Here is a 25,565-nt window from a genome sequence, read left to right as displayed (position 1 = left end):
AATACTTTTGAAAAATATTTTTCTCAAATTCTCAAATAGTGTTAAGACATATTATGTACTTATAAGCTCTATAAATATTTGCTATTTTTAAAAAAATTAAATTATATTTAATATACCTTACAAATTCATCTCCACCTAAATTTCTATGAAATTATAGGTGGAATACTATTTATAATTCTTTGCTAAGAAATTCTTATTTCTTAGAAGATTCTATATATTCCATAATTAAAGTTCTTATAAAACCAGAAGCTGTTAATCCTTTTTTATCTAAAATAGAATAAAATTCAATCCAATATTTATCTTTTAATCCCACACTTATTTGTTTGATCGTCATCTTAGATCTACCAGGATTAACATTTGAGATGTTATTACCAATAACATCATTATCAGCACGAAAAGCAAATTTAGATTTACTAACATTTTGTTTAATAATTTCTTCTAAATTAGCCTCTTTACTTATAGGCATAAAGCCTCCCCCAATCTTGAAAGTTCCAATATAGACTTACTCTCAGGATAATAATCAAAAATCGACTTTTTATATAGCTGAGATTCCGCCATTTTAGCATCTTGTCCAATCTCATAAAGATCATATCCAAAGGTTTTAAACTGCTCTAGGTGTAAATTATGTCTTTTAAAACTTTTATTAAGCATATTGCAAATAATCTTCTCATGTTTAACCTTTTTCCTATAAGATCTTAACAAAGAATCGAACTCTTCCTTAAAAATATTAATTCCTTCAAGACTTAAAAATTCTGGAGTCAATGGGGTAATAACTTCGCACATTGAAAGAATGATTCTTCTCTCCCAAAGTTCAAAACTGGGAGATAAATCAAAAATTGCAAATTCAAATCCCAATTTTTCTAATTCTAAACAAAAATCATCTATCAAGTATGGAAAATCCTGCAATTTATGCTGCACATCTCTTCTAAAAGTTCCGCTCGGTACACATGGCAAAATATAAAAATTTTTTTGTATTTGTTTCAATGCTTGATCTATATCCACCCTCTTCAAAAGAGTATCTTTAATATCTAGTTTAAGGATCTCATGATTAAGAAACCATGTAGAAGAACTTCCTTGCTGTATATCACAATCAACCAATATAACTTTTTTTGTTTTGGATAAATAGCTTGCGATATTCCCACTTAAGGTAGTTTTACCAACACCACCTTTTTGAATATGAAATGCTATTTTTTTCATGCAAATTTCCTTTTAATTATTTTATATCATATATTAATTATTTTATATCATATATTAATTATTTTATATCATATATTAATTATTTTATATCATATATTAATTATTTTATATCATATATTAATTATTTTATATCATATATTAATTATTTTATATCATATATTAATTATTGTTTAATATTAGATACTAAATCTAAGCATAAATACCCAAACAATAGGCTTTTACTCTCTCTCTTTTTGCAAAAGAATACTTATTGCGTGTTCTTTATGGGGAAGAACTCTCTAATGCATTCAATCATGATAAGATAATATTCATTTATTACTACAATTTAATCCCAATATTTAACCTTCTAAATTTATAAATAATCTAAAAACAGTATATTGGGGGCTTATAATAAAAAACATTTTACTTATTTTGGATAATTATCGCCAGAAAACTTATTTTTGGTCTAAAGCCTATTGCCTTATCTCTACGAAAAGAGTATCTATTGAGATCGTTGAAAATAAATTCGAGACCAAAATAAATCTATTTTTTATTGATTTAATAAATCAATAAAAAGTCCTAAGAAATTTCTCTCTTAAGGACTTTTTATAAATGGTTAAAGGTTAAAGATAAGTTAAAATCTACAACAATTTAGAAAAAAAACAAAATTACAAATATTTTTTTATTTGTAATGTGTATTAATTGATATATAATATCAATTAATACATCATACAATATTGTAATATATCAATTATTACAATATATTTTAAAGGATAAAAATGCAAAAAGAAATAACAAGCAACTATAATGAATATGTAATTGGGGGCATAAAAGGAACTTTTTTTGGAAATTCCCAATATGAAGCTAATTATCGAGCAAAAATAAATGGATTTATAATAGACTTTTTTAAAATTCCCATAAGTTTAAAGAAAAAATACGAACTCAACATTAAAGCCCTTAGTGATCCTAATTCTTCCTCAACAAATATTGCAACGAATTGCGTAAATACTTTTAAACTTATAGTTGACATTGTTAATATGCAAACTGGAGAAAATTACGATTATGACACATTTATTATAAAAACGGAAACAGAAAAAATGCTTAAATATGGCACAAAAATAATTGCTGCACTAGCAAGACACTTCGACGAGCAAAACAAAACCAATTTCAATGAAAGCTACTATGAATGGGAAAAAGGCTGGATAGATAAAAAATGGATAGATTATGAACCTACTGAAGCAGAAATTAAAGAGATCCAAACAATGAATCAAAAATTAAAACCTTTAAATCTTAAACATGAAGAAAAAACCCTTAATAAAGGGCAAATAAAACTTTTAAAAGCCATCAATAAAATTAACGAGCAATCACAAAATCAGCGTGCTAAAACAAAAAGCATAACTGAAAAATCAAAAAGAAATCTTAGGAAAAAAACCAATATTTAATATCTTACCCAAAAAGTCTAAATATTATTTATCATTATTAAATAATATTTACAAAATTAAAAAAATAAAATATTATATATACATAAGGTAGAAAACTATCTACCGACGGTCCCCAACACCCCTATTAATCCTCTCCAAATAAGATTAGGGGTAGGGACTTCTTTTTTAATGACAAACATTTAGTATCTAAAATGATAATTTTATAGCAAATAGACAAAATGAAAATCGGAAAAGAATAAATTAAATAAAAATTTAATTCCTATTAAGCGCATATTTTATTGGATGACTGCTCTTAGAAAAGAATCTAGAAAATTATCATAAGAAGATGCGCAAAAGAATTTCTATAATTTTTATTTAGAAATAACAGTTTGTATGATCCACAAGTTTTACTTCACTTAAAATTTAGAGACTTATTTATATCTCTATCAAAAAAAGGGGTCCATATCCACTTAATTTATATGATAATTGCCTTACAAGCTCATGCCATCAAGCCATGAGGAGACTTTTCCCGAACATTCCTTTTTAAATACCCTTTGACAAGCTTTATATTGCCGTGTTATTACAACTAGCTACAAAGTAATAAGATAATTAATATATAAATCTTTTTTCGATTTGAAATTTTCTTATGTAACTTAGTGGCTCTTAATCTAGATTAATTGATTTTATCACATTCACTACACAACAAAAATTTATCATGACCACCTCAATAACAAATACCCCTTTTTTTATTCTCTTTGGTTTTATTGTTATTTTTAACATCTAAACACCAAGCTGCTATTGAAATGCAATATCCACCATCAGTATCTTTTTCTAGTACTGCATTTTTGATAATTTTATTGCTCTTAATGTTTTATATAGAACTAACTTTACAAGTATTATTTTGGAGAACTTTATATAATAATTTTCTATTCTTATTGAGTTTTTTTGATTATTAGTTATAAAAGTTTACTTATTTTTCTTGCTCTTATGCTTAAAAAATCCTTATATCCTATTCCCTATACTTTTGAAAAATATTCCTCTCTTTTTTGATTGGCATTAGGACATATCCTGTACTTATAAACTTTATTAGCGCTCATATGTTCTATTATTTTATAATATTTTATGAATTCAACCATAATAAAGATTATATTCATTTATTACTAGAATTTCCTTCTAATATTCAACCCTATAAATTTAGAGATAATCTAAAAGCAGAACATTAAAAAATTATAGTAAAAAAATATTCTACTTATTTAGATAAGTATTCCTAGAAATTTTATTTTTGGTCATAAAGTTATTGTCTTATTTCTACTAAAGGAATCACATTGATATCATTAAAATATATTCAAAGTCAAAATAAATCCATTAATTAACAAATTCATCTTCACTTAAAATTTCTATGAAAATTTAGGTGAAGAATTCTTTATTATTTTTTAATAAAAAAATTCTCAAAAAATGTGGGAATACTTAATTATTGAACTAATAATTGAGTATTAAATATTCTCCTTTTTTAAAATTAAAAGAATTTATTATCAATATTTACTTCATACCATACATTCTTTTAAATGAACCTCTTATTTTAAGGGGTTTTCTTTTTATATAAAGAAAATAAAAAATCAATTAAACTGTTCGACATAAAGCTCTACTCTAAGAAATATATAAATCTTTTAATTCATTCAGGCTAATAACTTTAATATCTGACCTAAACATCTTAAGAATCTCAAAAGAGATTTTCTCTGAAAAATCTACGAAGACTACTTAAACAGCTAAAATTTTTATAAAAACGGTTTACTAAAATTATTTAAGACTGCTATCATATAATAAGTTATATAATGAAAAGCAGAATTTTAATATTCTTAGTGTTTTTGATTCAAAATTTATCAATATATTCTAAGAACACAAACTATGAATTCAAACAAGCTAATATTAAAAATATAAAAGGAATATTTATAAATTATAAAGTCTATCTAACGGAAAATTTAGCAATTGACAATGTTAAAACACTAAATCATGTTTCCACATTCAAAATCAACCTTGTTATTGACAAAAAAATTGCAAATTCTATTAAAAATGAGCAAGATGTAATTAGAGCTGGAAATGAATGTGGAATATTTTTAGAATTTCAAATTAATAATCGCATATACTATGCCAAATTTTCATCAATAAAATATATTTTAAAAGCAATTGAAAGTTTTACTAAAATCAAAAATACAATTAATAATTCAGAAATTAAAAATCTTGAAGGCAATGGAATTTTTTTATACAAAAATGGTATTTCATATAATTTAGAATCGGATTCTCAAGAAACAGCAATATTTGTAAATTTTCTTGGCTTTAAAGATGCTACTGGGAGGCCTTACTTTATCTTTTACTACGATGATATAGACAATAAAGATAAAAATTTAAAAACAATTTTAATTTCCTTTGAAGAGTTCCATAATGGAATAAGAGAAGGACTCTTCTTGTTGAGAAATGAAAAAGCTATACTAGAATTCATTAATCTTTCAAAAGATTAACAAAATAGATGATGCAAGCTACCTATTTATTTAATCTTCGATTTAAAAATAACAGTTTACAGTCTGTATGTAATAAATTAACATCAAAAGAGCCTGCTTATACTAAATGCTCTTAATTTATACCTTTACTAACAAATAATCATTTAACCTGGATTTAAGATTATTCAAACTAAAGTTAACTCAAACCAAGTTCTTTAACCTTCAAATTAAAATCATCCAAAAACTTATTAAAAGGAATCTTATTAAAACTTACAATAACATCATTCCTAAACGCATAAATTCTAAATGCTGCAATATTGTCATTACCCAAAGAAACAAATCTCATAAATTCGCTTTCGGAAATATTAAATTTATAAATTTCTACCCTAATATTTTTTTCAGTAATTACTGTTGTATAATCATAAGGAAAATATGAATCGTAAAAATCGTTATAATAAACAACACGCTCGCTATTCTCTGAAATCAACTCCCCTTTAGACTCAAATCTAGTATCTGTAATTATCTTTTCAAGCTTTATTTGACCAGAATTTTTAGTTTCAACTTTAACCAAAATAAAATATTCCCTTTTATTTTTTGACTTATCATATTTAATAGAAATTACAGACCTAAATATTGCATCTCTAGAATAATTTACCCCAATGTCATATTGTGAATCTAATACTTGAGAAAACCTATCATAAGCTATTTGATAAGTCTGACAAGAAATTAAAAAAAATATCAAAACAAAATTTTTTACAATAAATCTAGCATTCATTAAAACCCCCCTTTAGTTTATTCTATATTTATTTGTGGACTGCTCTGCTATTTCTATAATATTTGATTTAGAAATAGCTTCTGTTTCATCCTATAATAGCTTTTTAGATCTACAAGAAAGAGGCTCCCCGAACCATCCACTAGAGAATGGTCCACAAACTTTATTTCAGGCAGCTCATGCCTCAGTTTTTATTTCCTCATGATAATAATCCTGAATACTTAAAGATACACTTATATCTTATCATGCAAAGTATTATACCTACCGCAAATTCACCAAGTATAACTTAATTTTAGAATTTTATTTTTAATACCGCAACTACTACATAACTTGATTGATTAAAAACATATCTATCAACTTTATGCTTTCCAAACATTATACTTTGTATACCTTTAATTGATACGCTCTCTGCAACTACGTTCTTATAATTAGCTACAAAGCGATGGGATAATTTATGTGGAAAATCTTTTTTTTGATTTGAAATTCTCTTATATAGCTTAAAAAGCTTAATCTAGGCCTAACTTTACTAACAGAAATTTTTCATTTTTTGATAGTTTTTCTTGGTATTTTTTAAGCTTACTTCCATTTTTCAGCGAATATCTAAGATTATTGATTTTCTTAGTCCTAACTACTTGTTAAAAAGTACATCATGTTAATGTCAATACCAAATAATTCTTTTTTACTATCTCTAGCTTTATAATTATTATTATATTTTTGACATCTAAACAATCAGCTGCTACTGAAATGTAATATTTATTATCAATAGACTTTTCTACTGCTACATTTTTAATAATTTCATTACTATTAATGTTTTATATAAAGCTAGCTTTACAAATCCTATTTTGAGAAACTTTATCTAATCATTTTCTATTTTTATTAAGTTTTTTTCATTACTGGTTCTAAAAGTTTGCCTATTTTTACTGCTTTTATATTTATAAAATCATTATGTCCTATTTCTTTTTTTTTTAATTTCTCTAAAAATCGCTATACGCAGAATTTAAGTCAAATTGGATATTACAAAGAGCTAAACCATCAACTTTCTTTAAGGAAGAAAATTCTCCTTTTTATATTTACTTGGACTTAATGCTAAGAATTTCACCATATTCTTCATAATAGTTTTTCTTTTCTTAACATTTTGTTATACAAAACCCTTACACATCTAAATACTCTTAAAAAATATTTTTTTGATTGATGTTAGAATATATTCTATACTTATAAACCTTATTAGCATTTATGTGTTCCATTATTTTATAATATTTTATACTTGGCGTATATTATTAATAAAATTTACTTATAATATTTAAAATTCTAAATTTATAAATAATCTAAAAACAGTATCTGCAAGCTTGAACTAAAATTAAAAAACTATTATTATTAGGTGTTGTTCTAATAAAAACCAATTTAAAAGATTAGATTGTAGCTAATCCTAATTTATACAAATTTTAAAGTGCATCTATAGGAGAAATCGTGTATACTGACCCAAGGTCAATTATTAGTACCTACTTTGTAAAAAACAAAAAAATATTCATTATTAACCCTATAGCTTTTAAATTTGAGCTTAATTTTGAAAAAACTATTCAAACAAACTCAAAAGAGAATATACAGCTAAAAACATTTAAAGGGGGGATTATTAATTTAAAATTAAGGTCAAATGAATTTTATAAATTACCAATAAACATTCTAAAAGGAAAACTTGAATTTTATATTAACTATGTAAGTGAAGAAAAACTAAAAATAGTTCACGATATGATGGTAGTTAAAGTTTATACAATTGATTTAAAAGCCAGCAATAAAGATAAAATTTACCTAATTGGACTCAAAATACTTGGTTCTATTTACAGAAAAGAAAATATAGAGAATATGTTTATTCCTATAATAAAAAATAATAATACTTACCTTTTTGAAAACAAATTAAACAAACAAACGATTAATCTACTCTTAAAGGGCATAAATAAAACCATTGAGCTTCCTTCTTCTACAAAAATCAGCTATTCAAACATAAAAATTATCAATAACGCAGATGTAAAAACTAATGAAAATTTAAATATAAACATTAAAACATCAAATAGAATACTGCTAAATCTAAGCACAAAAATCTACGAAGAACTAATTTTAACAAATTCAAATCAAATAGTAACTATCAACAACAAACAAAAAATCCTAAAAACGTTAAGATCTTTTATTGAAAATGAAAACGGATTAGGAGGCAAGATAAGATTAATCCTCTTCAAAAAAACAAATTTTTTGACTGAAAATTTAAACTCAAATAACTTGGATTTTATCTTAAATGACATCAATATTATACAAGAAAATAGTTGTATAAGAATTGACATCTCTTTATTAGAGGATGAAATTGAAAAAAATTATTTAAACCAAGTTCCAAATGTAAATCCATTTCTAAAAAATCTAACCTTATTGTAAATCTTTAAATTTGATAAACACTCTGACAAAAGTATTCAATATATAACCTAACTCCTTGAAACTACCACACAATATATAATAAAATAAAAACAATGAGGTATTTATGTTAAGTATTAATGGTGTAAGACTTTATTCTTTAAAAGAATTCCAAAATATATTAGAAGATTCTTATAATCTTTCAATTAGCAAAAATACTATATCTAAAAAATCAAAAATTCTAAAATGTGCAATACATGTAGACAACCGTCCTTACCTTTTAGAAGATTTTTGCACCTATTTTTTAATGGACTTCAGAAGACCCAAGCCCATAACAAATAGCATGAAAGAAACAATCCAATTAAGAATTGAGCAAGCAAAAAAAATAATGACCCGCAAATCTACAAAACATGAAATACAAATTGCATCTAAGCACATGGGTCATGTTTTATAATCCATCATGTTGACATTTTAAAAATATTGTTATAGAATATGGTAAAAAGCTAATTGTTTTGCTTGTAATACGGTTAAAATCTAGAGTACAAGCCAAATAATTGGAAAAGCTTCTGAAACTACAACAAATTTCACTTCAGAAGCCAGGATAATATAATGATAATAGAAATAAAAAATAATGTCAATAATAATTTAAATAATCTTTTAACATTAGAAGAACTTATAAAACACAACCAAAAAAACACAAACACCAATTCAATAAAATTGAAGCAATCAAGGTTAAAGTCATATTTAACTAAAAAAAAATCCATATACCAAAGGATACTCAAGGTATGCTGGGCAATTGAACTTAAAAATAAAGAATACTATAAATCCAACAAACTTAGAACATATTCAACAATAGAAATATACAATATAGTTAACAAATGTCTTGCAAAAGATAATAAAAAAATATCGATCAGAACCTTAGAATATGATATATCATTCTTAAATAAAGTACTATTAATAACAACCAAATTAAAACATTTGGGGAAAGATAATGGAAGTTTTGCATTTTATATACAAAATAAAAATCTTTGGAAACACCGTTTTACAGTTATTCAAGAAGCAATTAATGAAGAAATAAAAGAATACTTAAAAGACAAAAAAATAGTATCTGATTTTTCTAAAGAAATTGACAATGATCTAAATAATAAAAATATAAAAAATATAAAACCTAAACGCTCAATTGCAGATGAATCAATTGCAGATGTTATACCTAAAGGTATAAAAGATATATATAAGATAAAGAATTCTATAGATGAGAGCAATAAAAACCCAAATAAAATACCATATAAAGAATATATCACAAGTAAACTTATGAAAGTTCATAAAATAAAAAAAACACAAATAACAAAAATATTAAAAATAAGCAATAATGAAAAAACCTATATAAATGCTTTAAGAAACTTAAACTTAGCAATAGAACAGTATAAAAAAGAATATGAAATTGAAGACATTTCAAACCATTTTATAAAAGAGTTTAAAAACAAGTACAGTAAAAAAATATGGATGATGAATGGAAGAACAAAAAAAATCAACGACTTTAAAGAAATTTGGGAAAAAAGGTTTAAAAGAAGGGTTCCAAAAGGAAGTTTAGAGGAGAACTATAATAATGAATATGCAAAAGAAAAGAAAAATACTGACATTCACAAAAAAGGAATAAGACTATTTTTCTCAAATTACAAAGGACTTAAAAAAATAAACAAAATTAAAATTAATTAAACTAAAAATTAATAGTAATTCATCAAATATAAAATTAAAGATTCTTAAACAAATAAAAGAAAATCACATAGTATATTCTTTCAAAAAAAAATCTATTTAATTTTAATAGCCATTAATATTTTAATATTACAAATTAAGGAAATATTAAAAAAATATTCTATCAATATATATATATATAATAATATTAAATTTACTTTCTTATTATATAAAGAATCCTAATAAACCAATAATTAAAAAAATAAAAAAGATTGTAAAAAAAGATGAGAAAAAATCTAATTTTATAGATAAAATCCAAAAAGATATCAAATCCAATGAAAAACATATAAAAAAAGAGAGAAATAAATTAATAACAGTTATTTATGTAAAACCCAAGTATAAAGAATTACGCAACTTCAAATCCCTAAAACTATACTTAAAGCAGAATAGAGGCTAAAAAAAAGATCCAGTTCCTAAATACAGATGAAGAAAAATAAGGCAAAGAAATTAGCGGTATAAAGAGTACACCTATAAATAATGAATTTGATAAACCAATTAACGATGTTAATAAAATCAAAAACGAACACTAAAAATTAGAACCAAGTTTTTATGAAATTTATGATAAAACATTAGAAAGTCTAAATTGCTAAAATAAGCCAAAGTCAAATACTAAAAATACTAGAAAGAAATTAATGGAATTCTATTTAAAATATAATAAAACAGAAAGTCGTAAACCAATTCAATTGATAGATCAGCTTAACAAGAAGATAGTCAATATTGATGAAATTAGTATCAAATTAAAAGCTATGATTAATTAAAGAATATTTGAAAAATGCTATTTCTAGGAAGACTAAAAAATTTTAAAAAAAGTAATCAACGCTAGATTAAAAACACACAGGATGTAGTCGAAAAGAAATAATTATTTAATAAAAAAAAGTTCAAAGCAAAATAAAAAATTCTTTAAGTTGCTTTGAATAATAAGTTTCTAAAAGACTTAAAGTAAATAGAAGTCAGAAAAAAATAGAAAAAATGAAAATTTATGACATATAAAAATCGGATTATACCTTAAAAGCTTTTAAAATTGGAATATAAATGAACCGTTCTCTTGCCTTTTAGACAAAAGAAATCATTTTTTATTGCAATATGAATGAGTTTCATTATAGGAATTTGAAAAATTAGACACCCTAGAATAATAAGAATTATTTATATTATTGTTTGCATCTAATTTAATTTGAGAATTTTTAGTTCTAGACTCTTGTTTGCTTAAACATTTGTAATCCCCCGAATCATTCATATATTTCTGTTCTAAATCAAAAATATCATCTTTTTTGCTTTGATCTATATCTCCTGGTAAATCACAACCTAACAAAAAAAATAAGGTTGACATTATAGATAGCAATGAAATAGCAAATTTTTTGCTCATAAATATATTCTCCTTTACTTTAATAATCAAAAGTTGTTTTACAAGAATTACAAAGCACTGGCTAACAATAAATAGCTCTCCAAGATCTAGGTAATAAGCTTTATTATGAATCTATGTTGATAATTTTAATTTATGTTCAACACCAATCCAAATTTATATTTGCTTTTCAGTGCTTTAGCTAAAAAAATTATATTATAAATTAATCACTTTTTAAACACCTTATTACTTTGTAGCTAATTATAAAAACGCAGTAATATAAAACTTATCAATTAAAGGTGTGCAAAAAGGAATGTTTAGGAAAGGTACTAATGATTTAGGATGGGATGGGTTTATAAGGCAACTATGATATAAATCGAATTAGTATGGAGTCTCTTTGTATAAAGCTATAGATAGATTTTTATTAAGTAAGTTTTGCAAAAATTACAATATCTGTCTATAATTAGAGATATAAATGCAGTTCTAAATCTTAAAAATTATTATTACAAGGGGACTGTGTTTGAGATAAATTTTGCGTGTGTGCTCTGTTTTGTAGATGACCGTTCTTTCAGAACCCAAAAAGCTATCATGGAATAAGACAATAATCTATTTCCATAATCTTTGATTTAGCCGATAGTAGTTTACTTAAATTATAAGTAAAAAATTATTTGTAATCTTTATTTTAAAAGTTAAGCCTATCTTTAACAAAGATAGGCTGTGTTTTTACAGTTATAACAATTTAAATGCGCAACCTAAAGGTTATACATTACAAATATGTCGGTTTTTAGTATTTTTGCTTCTTCGCTTTTTTCTAAAATTTGATTGGAAAGTATGTTTATATAAGATTTAAAATTAGCGATTTCTGTTTTTATAAGATTTTCATTATTTTGATAATCTAATAAAAGTTTGTTTAATATGTTTGAGATGATTGTTTTTATAGATAATAATTTTTCAAGCGAATTTTTAAGCTTTTCTAAATCCAAAATGTCTAGTTTTTCTAACGTATCTTTTTTAGAAGATAAGTAAACAGTCACATCGTCGAGAGTATTTCCAAATCTTTTAAAGATATTTAATAGACTGTCTGCTTGGCCTGATAAAATTATAATTGCCGAAAGTTTCTTTAATGCATTTGTATCAATATCATTTAAAGCTGCGTAAGTATATTGCCGATATCTTTTAGATCTTTCGGTATTATCTGATACTGATTCTTTTCCCGATTCTTGCCAAAACAATTCGCTGAAAGCCGATATTCCATATTTGTCCGAAGGTTCTTCGTTGAATTTTTTAATATATTTTTCTCTATTTGCGTTAGCTATTTCTATTAATTTTTTTAAATCATTAATCAATGTGTTTTTTCTTCTTCTATTAAAGTCGTCTTTTTGATTTAAGCCTTCTTCTTGGTTTAAGGTTAATTCTATTTCAGGTTTTAATCCCTTTTTATAGGATTTTAACCCTTTTTTACTAGATTGATACTTCATATTTTTTTGATCAGGGTTAAAATCTGGACTACAAGCTAACAATAGAAAAACAAATATACCCGCAATTATACTATATCTCATAAATATCTCCTTACTTAAAATCTAAAATCTAAAATCTAATATTTAATATAATTAAATATTCAATATAATTCAATATTCAATATAATATTGAATTATATTGAATATTGACCATTGATAAATTTAGAAGGTTGAATATTAGGATTAAATTCTGATAGTAAACAAATATGATCCTTACGGTTGAATTCACCAAGAGTTCTTTTCCGTAAAGAATATATATCAAATATTAATTTTTTGGAGAGGTTAAAAAATAGAATAGAATGTAAGGATTTCCTAAATATAAAAGCAATAAAAATAGACAAACTTTTGTAACTAATAATAAAAAAAACAAATAAGAATAGAAAATGATTGTATAAAGCTATCTAAAATAAGATTTGTAAATTTCTATTTACATAGAAACATTAATAGCAACGAGCCTATTAAAAATGTATTAGTAGAAAAATATATTGATTGTGAAGTGCTGATAAACTATATAACAAAATTTTAAATCAAAGAGGAGATTTTTTACATAAATTATCTAATTATTTTGGCCCTAATTATAAAGACATAGCAATGGAAAGCTTATTGGTTAAAGATATCTAAAAAGGAATGTTCGAGAAAAGAATTAATAGTTTAGGATGATATGAGCTTGTAAGATAATTATCATATAAATTAGAGTGGTTTAACTCCTTTTTGTAAAAAAGTAGGTAGATATTTGCCATCAATTAAATTATGCACTAGTTGAAATGCTTCATATATAAATGTATAGATAAATGTGATGTTATTTATGGAAAATGGAGTTTTCATCAAAAAATAATCCCAAAATAGATAAACGATATATATCGTATTTTTTTGGAGAGTAAAATATTATTTTGCAAACGGCATATTTCATAAAGTTGAGGATAGTGTACCACTATAGTGGAGGATATTATAAGAGAACTACTACCGGCAATAATTGGAAAGTGTGGAAAAATTAAAAATTATTTTGGTGTTAAGGATATTATTAAAAAATATAGCCTTAATAATAAAAATCCCTAAAGTTATAATTAGTAATGTGCTAGATAATGGGGTTAAAACTAGAGGGAGTTTGCGTTCTTATTAGGTTCCGGCATTTATCAAGAATATTTATTATCATTATTGATGTCATTTTTTAGGCGCTTTTTTAATTAAATTAAAAGATGAAAATAAGCAATTTTTGAGCTCTATTATTTATAAATGATAAAATAAAATAATGGAAACTAATGACATTGTAAAAACAAATGATCCAAACATAACTCTTTATAAAGAGTTATCAGAAGACTTTATAAAGAAAGAAGATATTTGTAAAGTAAAAAGCTTTTTTCATTTTTTAAAGAATAAAGTTCAAACTATCGATAATAATTCAACAGAAGCAAATATAGAGTCTTTATTAAAATCTATATTTGAAGAATTAAATTATTCTGTAGAGCAGCAGAAAGGTGGCCAAATAGATGGGGAACAATCCAGAGTAGATATATTGCTTTTTGAAAATGATAAAGACAAAGTAAATTTTAATAAAAAATTAAAAGAAGCTAAAAAAAATAATGAGCCTATTCCAGCTGAAGATATTTTGCTTATAGTAGAGGTTAAAAATCCTTCTTTTAACTTCTATTATAAAGACAAAGTTAAAGAGGCAGAAGATCAGCTTTACAGATATCTAAATCAATATCAAAAGCATTATGGAATACTTTCAAATGGCAAGGTGTGGAGACTTTATGACAAATCTAAGGTACTTTATGGAGAAAAAAGATATATTGAATTTAATTTTTCTAAAATTGGAGAAAAAGAAGAGTACAAGGAGCAAGAATGGGTTTCTTTATTCAGCTATCTTATAAGAAAAGAAAGATTTTTAAAAAGAAGCAATGTCATAGAAGTTGAAAAAGAGCAAATAGCTAAAGAAAAAGAGATAATTAAGAAAACCTTAAGGGATTTACTTTATGAAAACCCGGATGACTCTATAGTATTTAAAATTGCAAAAAATATATATAAAGAAGAATTTAAAGTTTCAAACAAAGAAATTACTAAATCCGACTTATTTAATATTCTTGAAGAAGCAATTATATTTATTTTAAGAATATTTTTTATTGTATATATTGAGGATAATGAACCATTTAAAGGAATATTGGAAGAAAGTATTGCATATAGATCTTATATGTCTTTTAGGCATTATTTTTATAATAAAGTTATTAACAGAGAAGAAGGATATAGTAAATTAATAACAATTTTTAATACTTTTGATAAAGGGAATGATTTAATAAAGTTTCCCGTATTTAATGGGGGATTATTTGCAGAAGATAAAGCTAGGTATTTAAATAATGAGAACTTGCTAAGTGTTGATGAGCTTGAAGATATCCTAACTAAGATACTATTTTTTAACAAAGAAAATGCTAAAGAAAATAAATTTGTGGAGTATTCAAAAATTGATCTTAAGAGTTTTGGAGAATTATACGAAACTTTACTTGAATATGATCTAAGAATTGCAGATACTACTGTTCATCGCATTTTTGAAGACGGGATTTATCTTATTCGCACTGAAGATGAGCTTAAAAACAAGAACATAAACAAAGTTGCTACATACTACAAAGGCAATATTTATCTTACATCTAGATCGCTTGATAGAAAGAAAAGTGGGGCATATTATACCCCAGAAGACTTAACTGATTTTATGGTTGCATCTTCAATTGAAGAACAGCTTAAAACCAAGTCCCCTTTAGATATAAAGATCATTGATAATTCTTGTGGGTCGGGGCATTTTTTAATTTCTTGCTTAGATTACTTAACAGAAAAAGCATGGTATGAGCTTGATAAATTTGAAGATGTGAAAAAAGAGCTTGATAAAGAATATAGAGTTATTCTTAAAGAAAGCGAAGAATATGATGCTCGGGACAGTATAAGTAAAGAGTTAGTACTGAAAAGGATGCTACTAAAGAAGTGTATTTATGGTGTTGATATTAATCCTATTTCTGTTGAAATTACTATGCTAAGTTTGTGGATTAATACCTTTATTTTTGGGACACCGCTAAGTTTTATTGAGCATCATATAAAAGTGGGAAATGCTCTGCTAGGATATACTAAAGATGAATTTTTTGATATTACAAAAAAGAAATTTGAAGGTGGATTTTCTTTATTTAAAAAAAGAATTGAAGAAATTACAGCTATTTTAGAAGATAGCTATCAAAAAATTAAAGGGATTAACGATACTACTAAAGAAGATATAGAAAAGTCTAAAAATATATACAAAGAATATGAGAAAAGTGAAGATACAGATAATTTAAGAATAATATTTTCATTAATCAAACTTTATTCATTATCTTTTGACAAATCTTTAAATATAGAATTTAGCGATATTACAGCTGTAATTAGTTTAATTGAAAGTATTTTAAGCAATAAAATTTCTAGTGGGGATAAAGAAAAAATAGAGAAAATTAGAAAATTAAGTAGCCACTATAAATTTTTTCACTATGGGATTGAGTTTCCAGATATTTGTGAAGGATTTGATATTGTCATTGGAAATCCTCCATGGGAGAAAACTAAGTTTGATGAAGCAGAGTTTTTATCAAAACATATTCCTAGCTATAGAAAACTAAGCATAAAAGAACAAAATAAAATAAAGGAAGAAATACTTAGTAAATGTAATCATCCTTTGCATATTGAATACAATGAAGAAAAAAACAGTATAACCACAATTAACAATATTTATAGAAATGATTTTAAGGATTTTGCTAGTGGTGGTGATCCAAATCTTTTTAGATACTTTATTACATTTAATTTAAAATTAATAAAACCAGGTGGTAATTTAACTTATCTAACTCCTTATAGTCTTTGGGGCGAATCTAGTTCTAGAGCTCTAAGAAAACATATACTTGCTAAGTATAAACTTAATTATATTTATCAATTTCAAAATCAAAAAAGATTTAAAGACGTTGCATCACTTTTTAAATTTACAGTATTTCAACTTAGTAATACTAAAACCCCTACATCAAGTTTTAAAGCAAAATTCATGATTCAACGCAGTGATAATATTTTAAAAGAAATTACTAAGGATTTAAAAGATGGCCAATATGATTCTTATAAAGGAATTGAATTAAACATAGACCAAATTAAAAAACTATCCCCTATTCAAGAATCAATAATAGAGTTTAAAAATAATGAAGAATTTAGCTTAATTAACAAAATGTTTAGTCAATTTAGCATTCTTAGTGAAGAATATATTGATTTTAAAAAAGGGCTAGACCCAAGCATTAAGAATCGTAAATCTTTATTAAGAGAATATAATAACGAAAACTTTATTTTTCTTTATTCTGGAGCTAATATTCATCAATTTAATTCGAGGTTTTTTAAAGATAAGGCCGCAAAAGAAAGTTCCAAATTGCTATGGATAGATAAAGAAGACTTTAAAAAAATATTAACTGAAGATAGTAAACATCAAACTGAAAGAATACTATATAGAAGAATTGCAAGAAATACAGATGAAAGAACTATGATAAGTACATTATGTCCTAAAAATTGTTATTGTGTACATACAATGTATATAAATTATGAGAAAACGCCAATATCACTATATAAAAAATTGTTTATTATATCTATTTTTAATTCACTTTCATTTGATTATTTAATAAGAAGATTTACTTTTAGTACCGATATTCTAAAACCATGTTTATACCAATGTCCTATACCCCAACCCGAAGAAAAAGATATTTTAACTAACCCGCTATACTTAACTTTAGTAAAAAATACTTCATTGCTAATAGCCAAAAATGATCCCGAGAACTTTAAATATTTACTTTACTTAGAACATTTTGGGCTTAGTAAAGTAAAAGTCAATAAAATACTAAAATTAGATACCAAAGATGAGTTTTTTAAAGAAAAAGAAAATGAAAATAATTTTATCGTAGCCAGTCTTTATTCACTAACCAAAGAAGATTTTAGTACTTTGCTTAATGACTTTAAAGTATTGAAAAACAAAAAAGGAGAAGATTATATTTTGTCTTTAATAAAAGGATATGAAAATTATTTGCTAAATAATAAAATTTTTTAGTGTAAATAAGCTAAGAAAAAAAATAAAAAAATGAGATTTTAGGCTAAAAAATAAGGTAGAAAAAAAGTATTGAGATAACATTTAAAAGTTTTAAGATAGAAAAGTTAGATAAGATAGTGTAGTATTTTTAGAGTTACTTCAGTTGGTGAAGTTAAAGCTAAGCTAGATAAAGTTGAAGCTAGATTAGACAAAGTTGATGACAAACTAAATAAATTAATTGATAAGTATATGCTTTTCTTTGCTAATAAATTTCTATATTCACTTTGAATAGAAAGAATAGGATAACAAGGAAGTAATTGCTGAAACTTAAAGTTATTAAATATTGAGTGATACTTTAGAGGTTTATTTTTTAAATTATTTTCTAATTTTATTGCATAATATATAATATGTCACATGAAGATAAAGATTTAAATTTTATAAAATCAATAAAAGATGTAAGTAGAAAAATACAAAATTATAAGGATCTTGTTGAAAATGAAGCGCAAACCAGACAAAATCTTATTGATCCATTTTTAGATGCGATGGGTTATGATCACACTGATCTTTCAATTGTTAAAGTTGAAGATAAGGCGGACATCCCCAAGCTTAATGGACTAAAAAAAGTTGATTATATTATTTATCCAACAAAAAAGGATGAAGAACCTACTATTTTAATAGAGGCTAAATATCATAATAGTAGGGAAAAGCTTGAAAGTCATCTAAAACAATTAAAACCTTATTTTGAAAATATTCGCTCTCAAGAAAAGAGAGTTGAATTTGGTATATTAACAGATGGCATAGAATATAGATTCTATACGGACTTAGATAAAGATAATTTACTAGATAACGAGCCCTTTATGGTTATTAATTTAGAAAAATTAACATCTAAAGATTTTGAACATCTTAAAAAGTTTTCTAGGAATTTTTTAAATATTGAAGAGGCTAGATCTTTCGCATTAGAAAAAAAGTATACAGATAAACTTTTATCTTATTTAAAAGAAGAAATAAAAAATATAAGTTCTGATTTTTTTGAATTTTTTAAAACTAAAATTGGTTTTAATAAAACATATTCAGACGAAATTTTTAACAATATTATTAAAAATGCCTTTAGTATGTTTAATGAAAAAGATTATGTATTAGTAGAGAATAAAAAAAATAATATAGAATATAATATAGAGTCTGATATAAAAGATAATAATGTTAAAACAGAAAATTTAAAAAAATTTGAAAAATTAAACATCGATATGAAAACAGTTTACAAAAAATTAGAAAGTTTTATTTTTTCTCTAGATCCTAATGAAATTGAGAAAGTTGAAACGAAGTGTTATACAGGATTTAAAGTAAGGGGTAGGTATTTTGCAGATTTTAGCTTTAGACCCAGGGTAAATAAAATAAATATTACTGTTACCGTTACTCTTAGTCAAATAACTTTAAAAGAAGGTTTTACTAGGTATGTTAAGAATATTGGAAAATGGGGTCAAGGAGATGTTCAAATTCTGTGTACATCTGATTCCCAAATTGAAGAAATCAAGTATATTGTTAAACTAAGTTATAACAATATTGTTTCAAAAAATGAAAAAAATACATTAATTAATATACAAACATTCTGAATGTTAAATAAGACCGAAATTTAATGGTATATAGCATTTAGTAATATAAAACCGATCACCATAATTCTACTAATCACAGTATTTTGAACTTTATTAGGTGATATATGGGAATAAATCATGTTAATTGAAACATCCTAATTTCTTGCAATCTCTTGTTTTATTATTTTTAATTAGAAAAAAAGGAGAATATTTTTATGAGGAAAAATTTAGCTTTATATGCAATATTAATGGTGGGATTTATGTCTTGCAATCTAGATTCTAAATTATCTAGAGATAAAGATCAAAAAGGTAATAATATTGTAACAGCTATTGCTTGCCCCTGTCCGGTTGCTGTACCAGTAATAATATATCCACTTAATAGAAATATTCCGCCCAATGCTTGAGTTTCAATCTCAATGCGCTACCACCAATATAATCTCCTTCCTCTTGCACAAAGGACCCCTATTCCTAAACTAAAAAAGAAATTCAAAAGGAATGGCGCAAGCACGGTGGCTTTTTCGCTTTCATATTTCAAAGTAGTTGCAATATCCCCAACACCTTTTCCAACTGTATCTTCTGACGCAAAGGTTTGAATTGTTAAACTAAAAATTAATATTAATGTGAAAATTTTTTTCATATTAATATTCCCCTCTAATAAATATGTGTTAATAATTTAATATTAATGTAATTTTTGGAGTTTTTTCTGAATTTTGTTCGAGAATTTCTAAATGAAGGTTTTTGAAAGTGAACTGCTATTTCTAAATCAAAGATTATAGGGATAGTAGTTCACTTATTCTTGAGAAAAGATAAAATTGGTATATGGTTTTTACTTTAAGGAAATCTATCTTAGCATAACTTTTAAAAGTTTTCTAAAAATAGTATTTGGACAAACTTATATATTTTTAGATTGTTTTAGCAAGTAAGTTGGAGAAGGAGTATATATGAGGATTTTGGTTGGCGTTTGTATAATAACATTGGCACTATTGAGTTGTTATTTGCCCGATAAGCAGGAACAATCCGTTCAAACTTTTTTTGAGAATTTAGAAAGAGTTTACGATATAGAGTCTGACGAGATTGTTAATGAAGGTATATTTTCTAATTTAAAATTATATGCGACTGAGCATCGTTTGCTAGTTGATATAAAAAAGACTTTATACGATTTAAAAGATGGTAGTGGTCGCGATGTACCTCCAGTTAGTGACTATAATGAGGAATATTTTAATAAATTCTTTTTAGATTTAGGTTCTGATCGATCTAAAGAATTGATTAGGTTGTTTTTTAGGATAAAAAATGAGCAGAATAATAAATTTAAAAGCGAAGTTTATTGGCTATATTCATGTATAAGGCAGTTATATTCTCCAGATATTAAGTATTCTGGTGAACAAGGGCATGAGTATATTGTTTTTATGTCTAGGCCCACTATTGATCAACAATATTTTAAAGTGAAAAAAGAAATAGAAAAGCATACTTTAAGATGATTGTCTTTTATTAATTGTAAGATAGTTTTTATTTTTAGTATTAATGTTCCCATTCTATAGAAACATTAATTAATTAATGAATGAATGAATAAAGGTCGTGATTTCTAAAATCAACGACATTATGTGTATGTTTTGTTTTTGTTATATTGTTTTATCTTTATATTTAATTATTGATAAATATGTGGATAGAAATTAAAAGCATATCTTGCATAGATTTATTTAATTTTTTATAAATTTATCAATAATAAAACAAGGTGTTTAGCTAAAAGAAAGTTTAGTTAGTTATTTTTGTAGTATATTGCCATGTATTAATATAGTCGGGTTTTAGTATGTTGGGAGTTTGTAAAATGGGCTCTAATTATGTTTTTACCAAAAGAGACGCGCTCTCTAATTTGAAATTGAGCTCGGTTTGAATATTGTGTTTTGAGTGATATGAAAATGATTATTGGTAATTAAAAAATAATTATTTTAAGACTGGTGTTGTGGTTCTCTTGATCAACAATTAGAAAATATAAGAAAAGCATTAGAACTAAAATTAGAAATTTTAGTGTTTTTATGTGAAATGATTTTTCTTTTTACAATTAAATTACAATTAAATCAAAAAAAATCTAATAGGTAAGTTTTGTGTGTTAAAATACAGGTATAAGTATTTTAACTATAAGGAGTATGATTTTATGGGCAAATTTTTAATAAAATTTTTTCTTTTTTTATTAGTTTTTTCAAACAGCCATATTGCTTTTGCTAAAGACACTAATGTTTTGATAATAATGGCTATGGACTATGAGCTTGAACATATGAATAAGCTTATTTCTAATAAGAGAGAAATAGTGCTTAAAGAATATGGCCTTAATAAAAAGATTATAAAGGGAAAGTTGTCTAATCAAAATGTTATAGCTGTTGAATGTGGAGTTGGTAAGGTTAATGCGGGTGCATGGACTAGCTATATTTTGTCAAAATATAAAGTAAGTCATATAATTAATTCTGGAGTTGCTGGGGGTGTTATTACTGATAAGTATAAAGGTATTAAAATAGGAGATATAGTAATATCTTCGGAGATTGCATATCATGATGTCGATTTAACTAAATTTGGACACAAGGTTGGGCAAATTATGGACTTCCCTCAGAAATTTAGTGCCGACAAAAATTTGGTGGATAAGGCTACAAAAGTTATTCAATTGAAGATTAAAGGTTTTAATGCATATTCAGGGCTGATATTAACAGGAGATCAGTTTATTGACCCAATTTATATAAACAAAATTAGAAAAAACTTTAACGATGTAATAGCCGTTGAAATGGAAGGTGCAGCAGTAGCGCATATTGCGCATATGTTTAGTATACCTTTTATAGTTATTAGGTCTATATGTGACATTGTAAATAAAGAAAAAAATGAAGTTGAATATAGTGAATTTTATGAATTGGCCGCCATTAATTCAGCTAAAATTGTACAAGAAATTTTAAAAATTCTGTAACAATAGTTAATAAAAATTGAAAAAATATTAGAAATACAATGGCTTTCTAATGGCAAATAAAAAAACAAGACAAGCAATTAGTCTTGTTTTTTTATTTGCCATTAACAAAAACCACTTTTTTCCTTTCGTTAACATTTTCTATATTATCAGAACTGTCCCCATTAATCTTTTTAATTTTAAGTGCATCCTCTATTAATCCTTTAGACATATCTATAGTGAGACCCCACACAACAAGAGTTTTAATTTTTATTCTAATGTAGAGAGAGGGTAGGGTTATTAGGGTCGTTGCCAGTATAATTTGCACGAACTTATCAAAAAGGCATATATAATAAATATTTATTTTATTGCTTCTTAGGTTTAGCGCAGTTTTTATAAAAATTGCTTTTCTTAATTAACAGTAAAATGATTTTTCTTTTTACAATTAAATTACAATTAAATCAAAAAAATCTAATAAGTAAGTTGTGTGTATAATTATAAATTAATAGATTAGGTGATATAATTGGTAATTAAAATTTAGTAAATGATTTGTAAGTGATAAATTAGAGCTGTTTAGATAATAATTTAGATTGCTTTTATTGAGTTTTAGAGAGGTGCAAATGACTTAATGTGGTTGAGTTTGGTACAGAACTTGTGTCTTTGTACTTTGCGATCAAAATATCCGATTCTGACGGAACATAAGAGATCGGATAATGTTTTTCGTCAAAGTAAATATCCTCGTCAATACCTAAGTTTGCAAATAATGCATTTGGAGAATTTACAAACGCATTATCACCCCTTAGGTAGCCTTTACTTACAAGTCCTTTGAAAAGTAAATCAATCTCAAAACAATCGAAACATTTTTCCACACTGTTTTTGATTTCTTTTACGACAAACCATTTTTGGGAATGTTTTACGGATTCAAAAAGGTCAAATTTGATAAATTTTACAGTGATTATGTTTCTGTTTGTAAATTTTCTAAAAAAAAATTCAAAACTTTCAATAAAGCTTATTACATTGAATTTAGGTTTGCGAAGGGTAGTATATTTTTCTATATTCATACCATAGCTTATTTGGTTGGAGAGCGCGATATTAGATTTACTAGAAAATTATATAAGCGGATACTGGATTTGGAAAAAGAAGTATTTAAGTTTTACTCTAAAGATTTGGATCCCTCGGGAATTATAACCAAGTGGATTGCTAGAATTAAGCAGAAAGAGGCAGAAAGATTAGATCAAATTGGCAATCTTATTAATCCGCCTCCCCGTCGCCGAGTCCTAAAAGAATTTAGGAGATTTTAAAAATACAATGTTATTTGGCTGTAATTTATGTTATACTGATTAGTAGGTGAGTAAATTATGAAATCAGTATTGACGGCAAATATTACCGAGGAACAAATATATAAAGAGTTTCTTCGTTTAGGAATGGAGCAACTAATTGCTCAAGATTTGTCAAACAGATATTTTCACAATAACCTTACATATAGAGATTTAGAAAATTTAGAAAAACAATTTGGTTTAAAGTTTGAGAATCTTATTACTGAGCTCTCTTTTGTAGAGAAGAATTTAGATGCTAAAATAGATAGTGTAAAAAGTGAACTTAATGCTAAAATAGATAGCGTAGTAGAGAAAAATTTAAATACCAAAATAGATAATTTAGACGCTAAGATTGGCACTGTAGAGAAGAATTTACAAAAAGATATAGCTAGTTTGGCACAAAATCTTGATGAAAAACTAAAAATTAATAATCAATTATTATCCAAAAATCTTGACTTAGGCAATAGAGTAATAACCATTATCTCAATTATATTAGTTCCTATTGCTATAGCTATTATCGGGCCTTTCATTATTTCGATAATTGAGGGATTTTTAAAATAATTAATTAATTAAGAAAAAAGATTTTAGAAAAAATTCGCTTTTGTAATTTACCAAAATTTTCACCCATATTTAGTTCACTCTAGTCACATTATTATCCATAATGTTCCTTTATTTTTGTATAACATGTTTGTATGGGGTAATTGATTTTGTAATAGACTAAAACACAATTCTCTATATCTCTAGTGTAAAGTGCTTCTAATTTGATTAATAGTTTTTGTAGTTGGCTTAGTTGACTTTCCATAATCGCACTAAAAATTTTTCACCTCAATTAATTAAGAAAAAAGACTTTAGAAAAAATTCGCTTTTGTAATTTACAAGTATTTTTGTAAATGCCTAATTTTATTAAGTTAAAATTAATGTATAATTTTAGATTATGCAAGCTTTTGCAAGTTCCCTTTTCAGAAAAAAAATTAGAAATTAAATTTGCAATAGTATACGTATTTTTGTGTATACTGTTTTTGTAAAAATTCAAATTGCCTTGATGTGGCTTTATAGTTAAAAATGACTTAATGTAGTAGAGTTTTTCACCTAGATTTAGAATACATGGATTTTCAGTTAATAATAGGTTTTTTGAATTAGCGGTATATTTTATTGCTTTTAGCTTTTCTTTAGACTGCACTATTAAAGAATAAGCAATTTTCAGTTGTTTAGTAGTAATACCAAAATCAAATATTTTTTTTGCCACATAATAAATAGCGGCTTAGTAATTAAAACATATTCTCTAATAGACTCTAACAAAATTTCTAGATGTATTGAAAATCTAGACAAAAAGAAATTACTCTCTATCAGCGCAGACAAAATTTAACACATAAGAAAGTGTATTGGATTTTGAATTGTAAGGAGTTTTGATATTTTGATTTTTTAGATGAGTTAATGGAATTCCAGAAGCCATAATAATACCAAGTAATTGGTGAGTAGTGCTGGAAGTTTTCATAAGATGTTCACTAATTATAATGAATTCTTTAGGATTTACTTCGTAAATGGACTTTTTCCTATACTTAGAAAACTTAAGGTAAAAAATTTGTATAATATCATGTAGATATTATATCTCTCTTTCCAAAGAGATTCAAATTACTTTTTTACGTACAAAATAGCAGCTAATTAGGTTAATTTATAAGGGTTTTAAAAAAGTTTTAGATAAACAGGTTGCTTAGTTAGCAATTTAGATTAATTAATGTGAAAACTAAGTTAAATGCCTGGCTAATGAAGTTAATCTATATAACAATAATATCTGTACTAAACAATAATTATTAC

18 protein-coding genes and 4 pseudogenes are annotated in these 25,565 nt (G+C 25.1%); 13 read left to right on the top strand and 9 right to left on the bottom strand.

Annotation, left to right across the window (positions count from 1 at the left end; translation table 11 throughout):
* Positions 1-193: 193 nt before the first annotated feature.
* Both QIA41_RS04495 and QIA41_RS04490 read right to left on the bottom strand, forming a co-directional pair.
* Positions 194-466, bottom strand: coding sequence for a hypothetical protein (locus QIA41_RS04495; RefSeq protein ID WP_320292854.1), 273 nt, complete (start codon positions 464-466; stop codon positions 194-196).
* Positions 457-1,197, bottom strand: coding sequence for a ParA family protein (locus QIA41_RS04490; protein ID WP_320292853.1), 741 nt, complete (start codon positions 1,195-1,197; stop codon positions 457-459). The genes QIA41_RS04495 and QIA41_RS04490 overlap by 10 nt, the downstream gene beginning before the upstream one ends.
* Positions 1,198-1,955: 758 nt before the next feature.
* Here QIA41_RS04490 and QIA41_RS04485 point away from each other — a divergent pair.
* Together QIA41_RS04485 and QIA41_RS04480 are read left to right on the top strand one after the other, a co-directional pair.
* A complete protein-coding gene (locus QIA41_RS04485) occupies positions 1,956-2,618 on the top strand; it encodes a hypothetical protein (RefSeq protein ID WP_320292852.1) in 663 nt (220 codons plus the stop codon).
* A gap of 1,811 nt (positions 2,619-4,429) precedes the next feature.
* Entirely contained in the window at positions 4,430-5,113 is a 684-nt protein-coding gene (locus QIA41_RS04480) for a hypothetical protein (RefSeq protein ID WP_320292851.1), read from the top strand.
* A 175-nt stretch (positions 5,114-5,288) separates the two neighbouring features.
* Here the strand turns inward: QIA41_RS04480 and QIA41_RS04475 are convergent, their stop codons facing one another.
* Complete coding sequence (locus QIA41_RS04475; RefSeq protein ID WP_320292850.1) at positions 5,289-5,867, bottom strand: hypothetical protein; 579 nt, start codon at positions 5,865-5,867, stop codon at positions 5,289-5,291.
* 1,104 nt (positions 5,868-6,971) lie between these two features.
* A pseudogene (locus tag QIA41_RS04470) lies at positions 6,972-7,019 on the bottom strand (hypothetical protein); the annotation flags it as partial.
* A gap of 312 nt (positions 7,020-7,331) precedes the next feature.
* On the opposite strand from QIA41_RS04470, the gene QIA41_RS04465 reads away from it, so the two are divergent.
* From QIA41_RS04465 to QIA41_RS04455, 3 genes are all read left to right on the top strand, one after another.
* Positions 7,332-8,285, top strand: coding sequence for a hypothetical protein (locus tag QIA41_RS04465; protein WP_320292849.1), 954 nt, complete (start codon positions 7,332-7,334; stop codon positions 8,283-8,285).
* 103 nt (positions 8,286-8,388) lie between these two features.
* A complete protein-coding gene (locus QIA41_RS04460; protein ID WP_320292848.1) occupies positions 8,389-8,715 on the top strand; it encodes a hypothetical protein in 327 nt (108 codons plus the stop codon).
* 155 nt (positions 8,716-8,870) lie between these two features.
* A complete protein-coding gene (locus tag QIA41_RS04455; RefSeq protein WP_320292847.1) occupies positions 8,871-9,977 on the top strand; it encodes a plasmid maintenance protein in 1,107 nt (368 codons plus the stop codon).
* A gap of 1,102 nt (positions 9,978-11,079) precedes the next feature.
* Here QIA41_RS04455 and QIA41_RS04450 read toward each other — a convergent pair.
* Entirely contained in the window at positions 11,080-11,376 is a 297-nt protein-coding gene (locus tag QIA41_RS04450) for a DUF5425 family lipoprotein (protein ID WP_320292845.1), read from the bottom strand.
* Positions 11,377-11,596: 220 nt separating this feature from the next.
* On the opposite strand from QIA41_RS04450, the pseudogene QIA41_RS04445 reads away from it, so the two are divergent.
* A pseudogene (locus QIA41_RS04445) lies at positions 11,597-11,949 on the top strand (hypothetical protein); the annotation flags it as partial.
* Between the two features lie 155 nt (positions 11,950-12,104).
* Here the strand turns inward: QIA41_RS04445 and QIA41_RS04440 are convergent.
* Positions 12,105-12,911: a virulence associated lipoprotein gene (locus QIA41_RS04440; protein WP_320292844.1), complete on the bottom strand. Its 807-nt coding sequence runs from the start codon at positions 12,909-12,911 to the stop codon at positions 12,105-12,107.
* A gap of 1,207 nt (positions 12,912-14,118) precedes the next feature.
* Between QIA41_RS04440 and QIA41_RS04435 the strand changes: the two genes are divergently transcribed.
* The 3 genes from QIA41_RS04435 (at position 14,119) to QIA41_RS04425 (ending at position 19,915) form a co-directional block, all read left to right on the top strand.
* On the top strand, positions 14,119-17,943 hold the full coding sequence (locus QIA41_RS04435) for an Eco57I restriction-modification methylase domain-containing protein (protein WP_320292843.1): 3,825 nt from the start codon (positions 14,119-14,121) through the stop codon (positions 17,941-17,943).
* Between the two features lie 386 nt (positions 17,944-18,329).
* On the top strand, positions 18,330-19,532 hold the full coding sequence (locus tag QIA41_RS04430; protein ID WP_320292842.1) for a type I restriction endonuclease: 1,203 nt from the start codon (positions 18,330-18,332) through the stop codon (positions 19,530-19,532).
* 194 nt (positions 19,533-19,726) lie between these two features.
* Positions 19,727-19,915, top strand: coding sequence for a hypothetical protein (locus QIA41_RS04425; protein ID WP_407653024.1), 189 nt, complete (start codon positions 19,727-19,729; stop codon positions 19,913-19,915).
* On the opposite strand, the pseudogene QIA41_RS04420 reads toward QIA41_RS04425, so the two are convergent.
* Positions 19,861-20,148 (bottom strand): annotated as a pseudogene (locus QIA41_RS04420) (P13 family porin); the annotation flags it as partial. The gene QIA41_RS04425 and the pseudogene QIA41_RS04420 sit on opposite strands and share 55 nt — an antisense overlap.
* Positions 20,149-20,452: 304 nt before the next feature.
* On the opposite strand from QIA41_RS04420, the gene QIA41_RS04415 reads away from it, so the two are divergent.
* Together QIA41_RS04415 and QIA41_RS04410 are read left to right on the top strand one after the other, a co-directional pair.
* A complete protein-coding gene (locus QIA41_RS04415) occupies positions 20,453-20,989 on the top strand; it encodes a P52 family lipoprotein (protein ID WP_320292841.1) in 537 nt (178 codons plus the stop codon).
* A 674-nt stretch (positions 20,990-21,663) separates the two neighbouring features.
* On the top strand, positions 21,664-22,458 hold the full coding sequence (locus QIA41_RS04410; RefSeq protein ID WP_320292840.1) for a 5'-methylthioadenosine/adenosylhomocysteine nucleosidase: 795 nt from the start codon (positions 21,664-21,666) through the stop codon (positions 22,456-22,458).
* Between the two features lie 572 nt (positions 22,459-23,030).
* Here the strand turns inward: QIA41_RS04410 and QIA41_RS04405 are convergent.
* Positions 23,031-23,303 (bottom strand): DUF261 family protein, encoded by a 273-nt coding sequence (locus QIA41_RS04405; RefSeq protein ID WP_320292839.1) that lies wholly within the window; start codon positions 23,301-23,303, stop codon positions 23,031-23,033.
* A gap of 39 nt (positions 23,304-23,342) precedes the next feature.
* Here QIA41_RS04405 and QIA41_RS04400 point away from each other — a divergent pair, with 39 nt between their 5' ends.
* Positions 23,343-23,735: a DUF226 domain-containing protein gene (locus tag QIA41_RS04400; protein ID WP_320292838.1), complete on the top strand. Its 393-nt coding sequence runs from the start codon at positions 23,343-23,345 to the stop codon at positions 23,733-23,735.
* Positions 23,736-23,792: 57 nt separating this feature from the next.
* A complete protein-coding gene (gene bdr, locus QIA41_RS04395; RefSeq protein WP_320292837.1) occupies positions 23,793-24,311 on the top strand; it encodes a Bdr family repetitive protein in 519 nt (172 codons plus the stop codon).
* Positions 24,312-24,579: 268 nt separating this feature from the next.
* On the opposite strand, the pseudogene QIA41_RS04390 reads toward bdr, so the two are convergent.
* Positions 24,580-25,203, bottom strand: a pseudogene (locus tag QIA41_RS04390) (hypothetical protein).
* Positions 25,204-25,565 lie beyond the last annotated feature (362 nt).

It is taken from the genome of Borreliella sinica (assembly GCF_033969665.2).
In the GTDB taxonomy this organism is placed as follows: Bacteria; Spirochaetota; Spirochaetia; order Borreliales; family Borreliaceae; genus Borreliella; species Borreliella sinica.
The sequence above is the reverse complement of the archived record's forward strand: the minus strand, read 5'-3'. Positions and strand labels throughout refer to the sequence as shown.

Coding starts and splice junctions, on each gene's coding strand:
- QIA41_RS04460 (WP_320292848.1), top strand. CDS start 8,389: ATGTTAAGTATTAATGGTGTAAGACTTTATTCTTTAAAAGAATTCCAA.
- QIA41_RS04410 (WP_320292840.1), top strand. CDS start 21,664: ATGGGCAAATTTTTAATAAAATTTTTTCTTTTTTTATTAGTTTTTTCA.
- QIA41_RS04450 (WP_320292845.1), bottom strand. CDS start 11,376: ATGAGCAAAAAATTTGCTATTTCATTGCTATCTATAATGTCAACCTTA.
- QIA41_RS04480 (WP_320292851.1), top strand. CDS start 4,430: ATGAAAAGCAGAATTTTAATATTCTTAGTGTTTTTGATTCAAAATTTA.
- QIA41_RS04455 (WP_320292847.1), top strand. CDS start 8,871: ATGATAATAGAAATAAAAAATAATGTCAATAATAATTTAAATAATCTT.
- bdr (WP_320292837.1), top strand. CDS start 23,793: ATGAAATCAGTATTGACGGCAAATATTACCGAGGAACAAATATATAAA.
- QIA41_RS04430 (WP_320292842.1), top strand. CDS start 18,330: ATGTCACATGAAGATAAAGATTTAAATTTTATAAAATCAATAAAAGAT.
- QIA41_RS04495 (WP_320292854.1), bottom strand. CDS start 466: ATGCCTATAAGTAAAGAGGCTAATTTAGAAGAAATTATTAAACAAAAT.
- QIA41_RS04490 (WP_320292853.1), bottom strand. CDS start 1,197: ATGAAAAAAATAGCATTTCATATTCAAAAAGGTGGTGTTGGTAAAACT.
- QIA41_RS04435 (WP_320292843.1), top strand. CDS start 14,119: ATGGAAACTAATGACATTGTAAAAACAAATGATCCAAACATAACTCTT.
- QIA41_RS04475 (WP_320292850.1), bottom strand. CDS start 5,867: ATGAATGCTAGATTTATTGTAAAAAATTTTGTTTTGATATTTTTTTTA.
- QIA41_RS04440 (WP_320292844.1), bottom strand. CDS start 12,911: ATGAGATATAGTATAATTGCGGGTATATTTGTTTTTCTATTGTTAGCT.
- QIA41_RS04415 (WP_320292841.1), top strand. CDS start 20,453: ATGAGGATTTTGGTTGGCGTTTGTATAATAACATTGGCACTATTGAGT.
- QIA41_RS04425 (WP_407653024.1), top strand. CDS start 19,727: ATGAGGAAAAATTTAGCTTTATATGCAATATTAATGGTGGGATTTATG.
- QIA41_RS04485 (WP_320292852.1), top strand. CDS start 1,956: ATGCAAAAAGAAATAACAAGCAACTATAATGAATATGTAATTGGGGGC.
- QIA41_RS04400 (WP_320292838.1), top strand. CDS start 23,343: ATGTTTTACGGATTCAAAAAGGTCAAATTTGATAAATTTTACAGTGAT.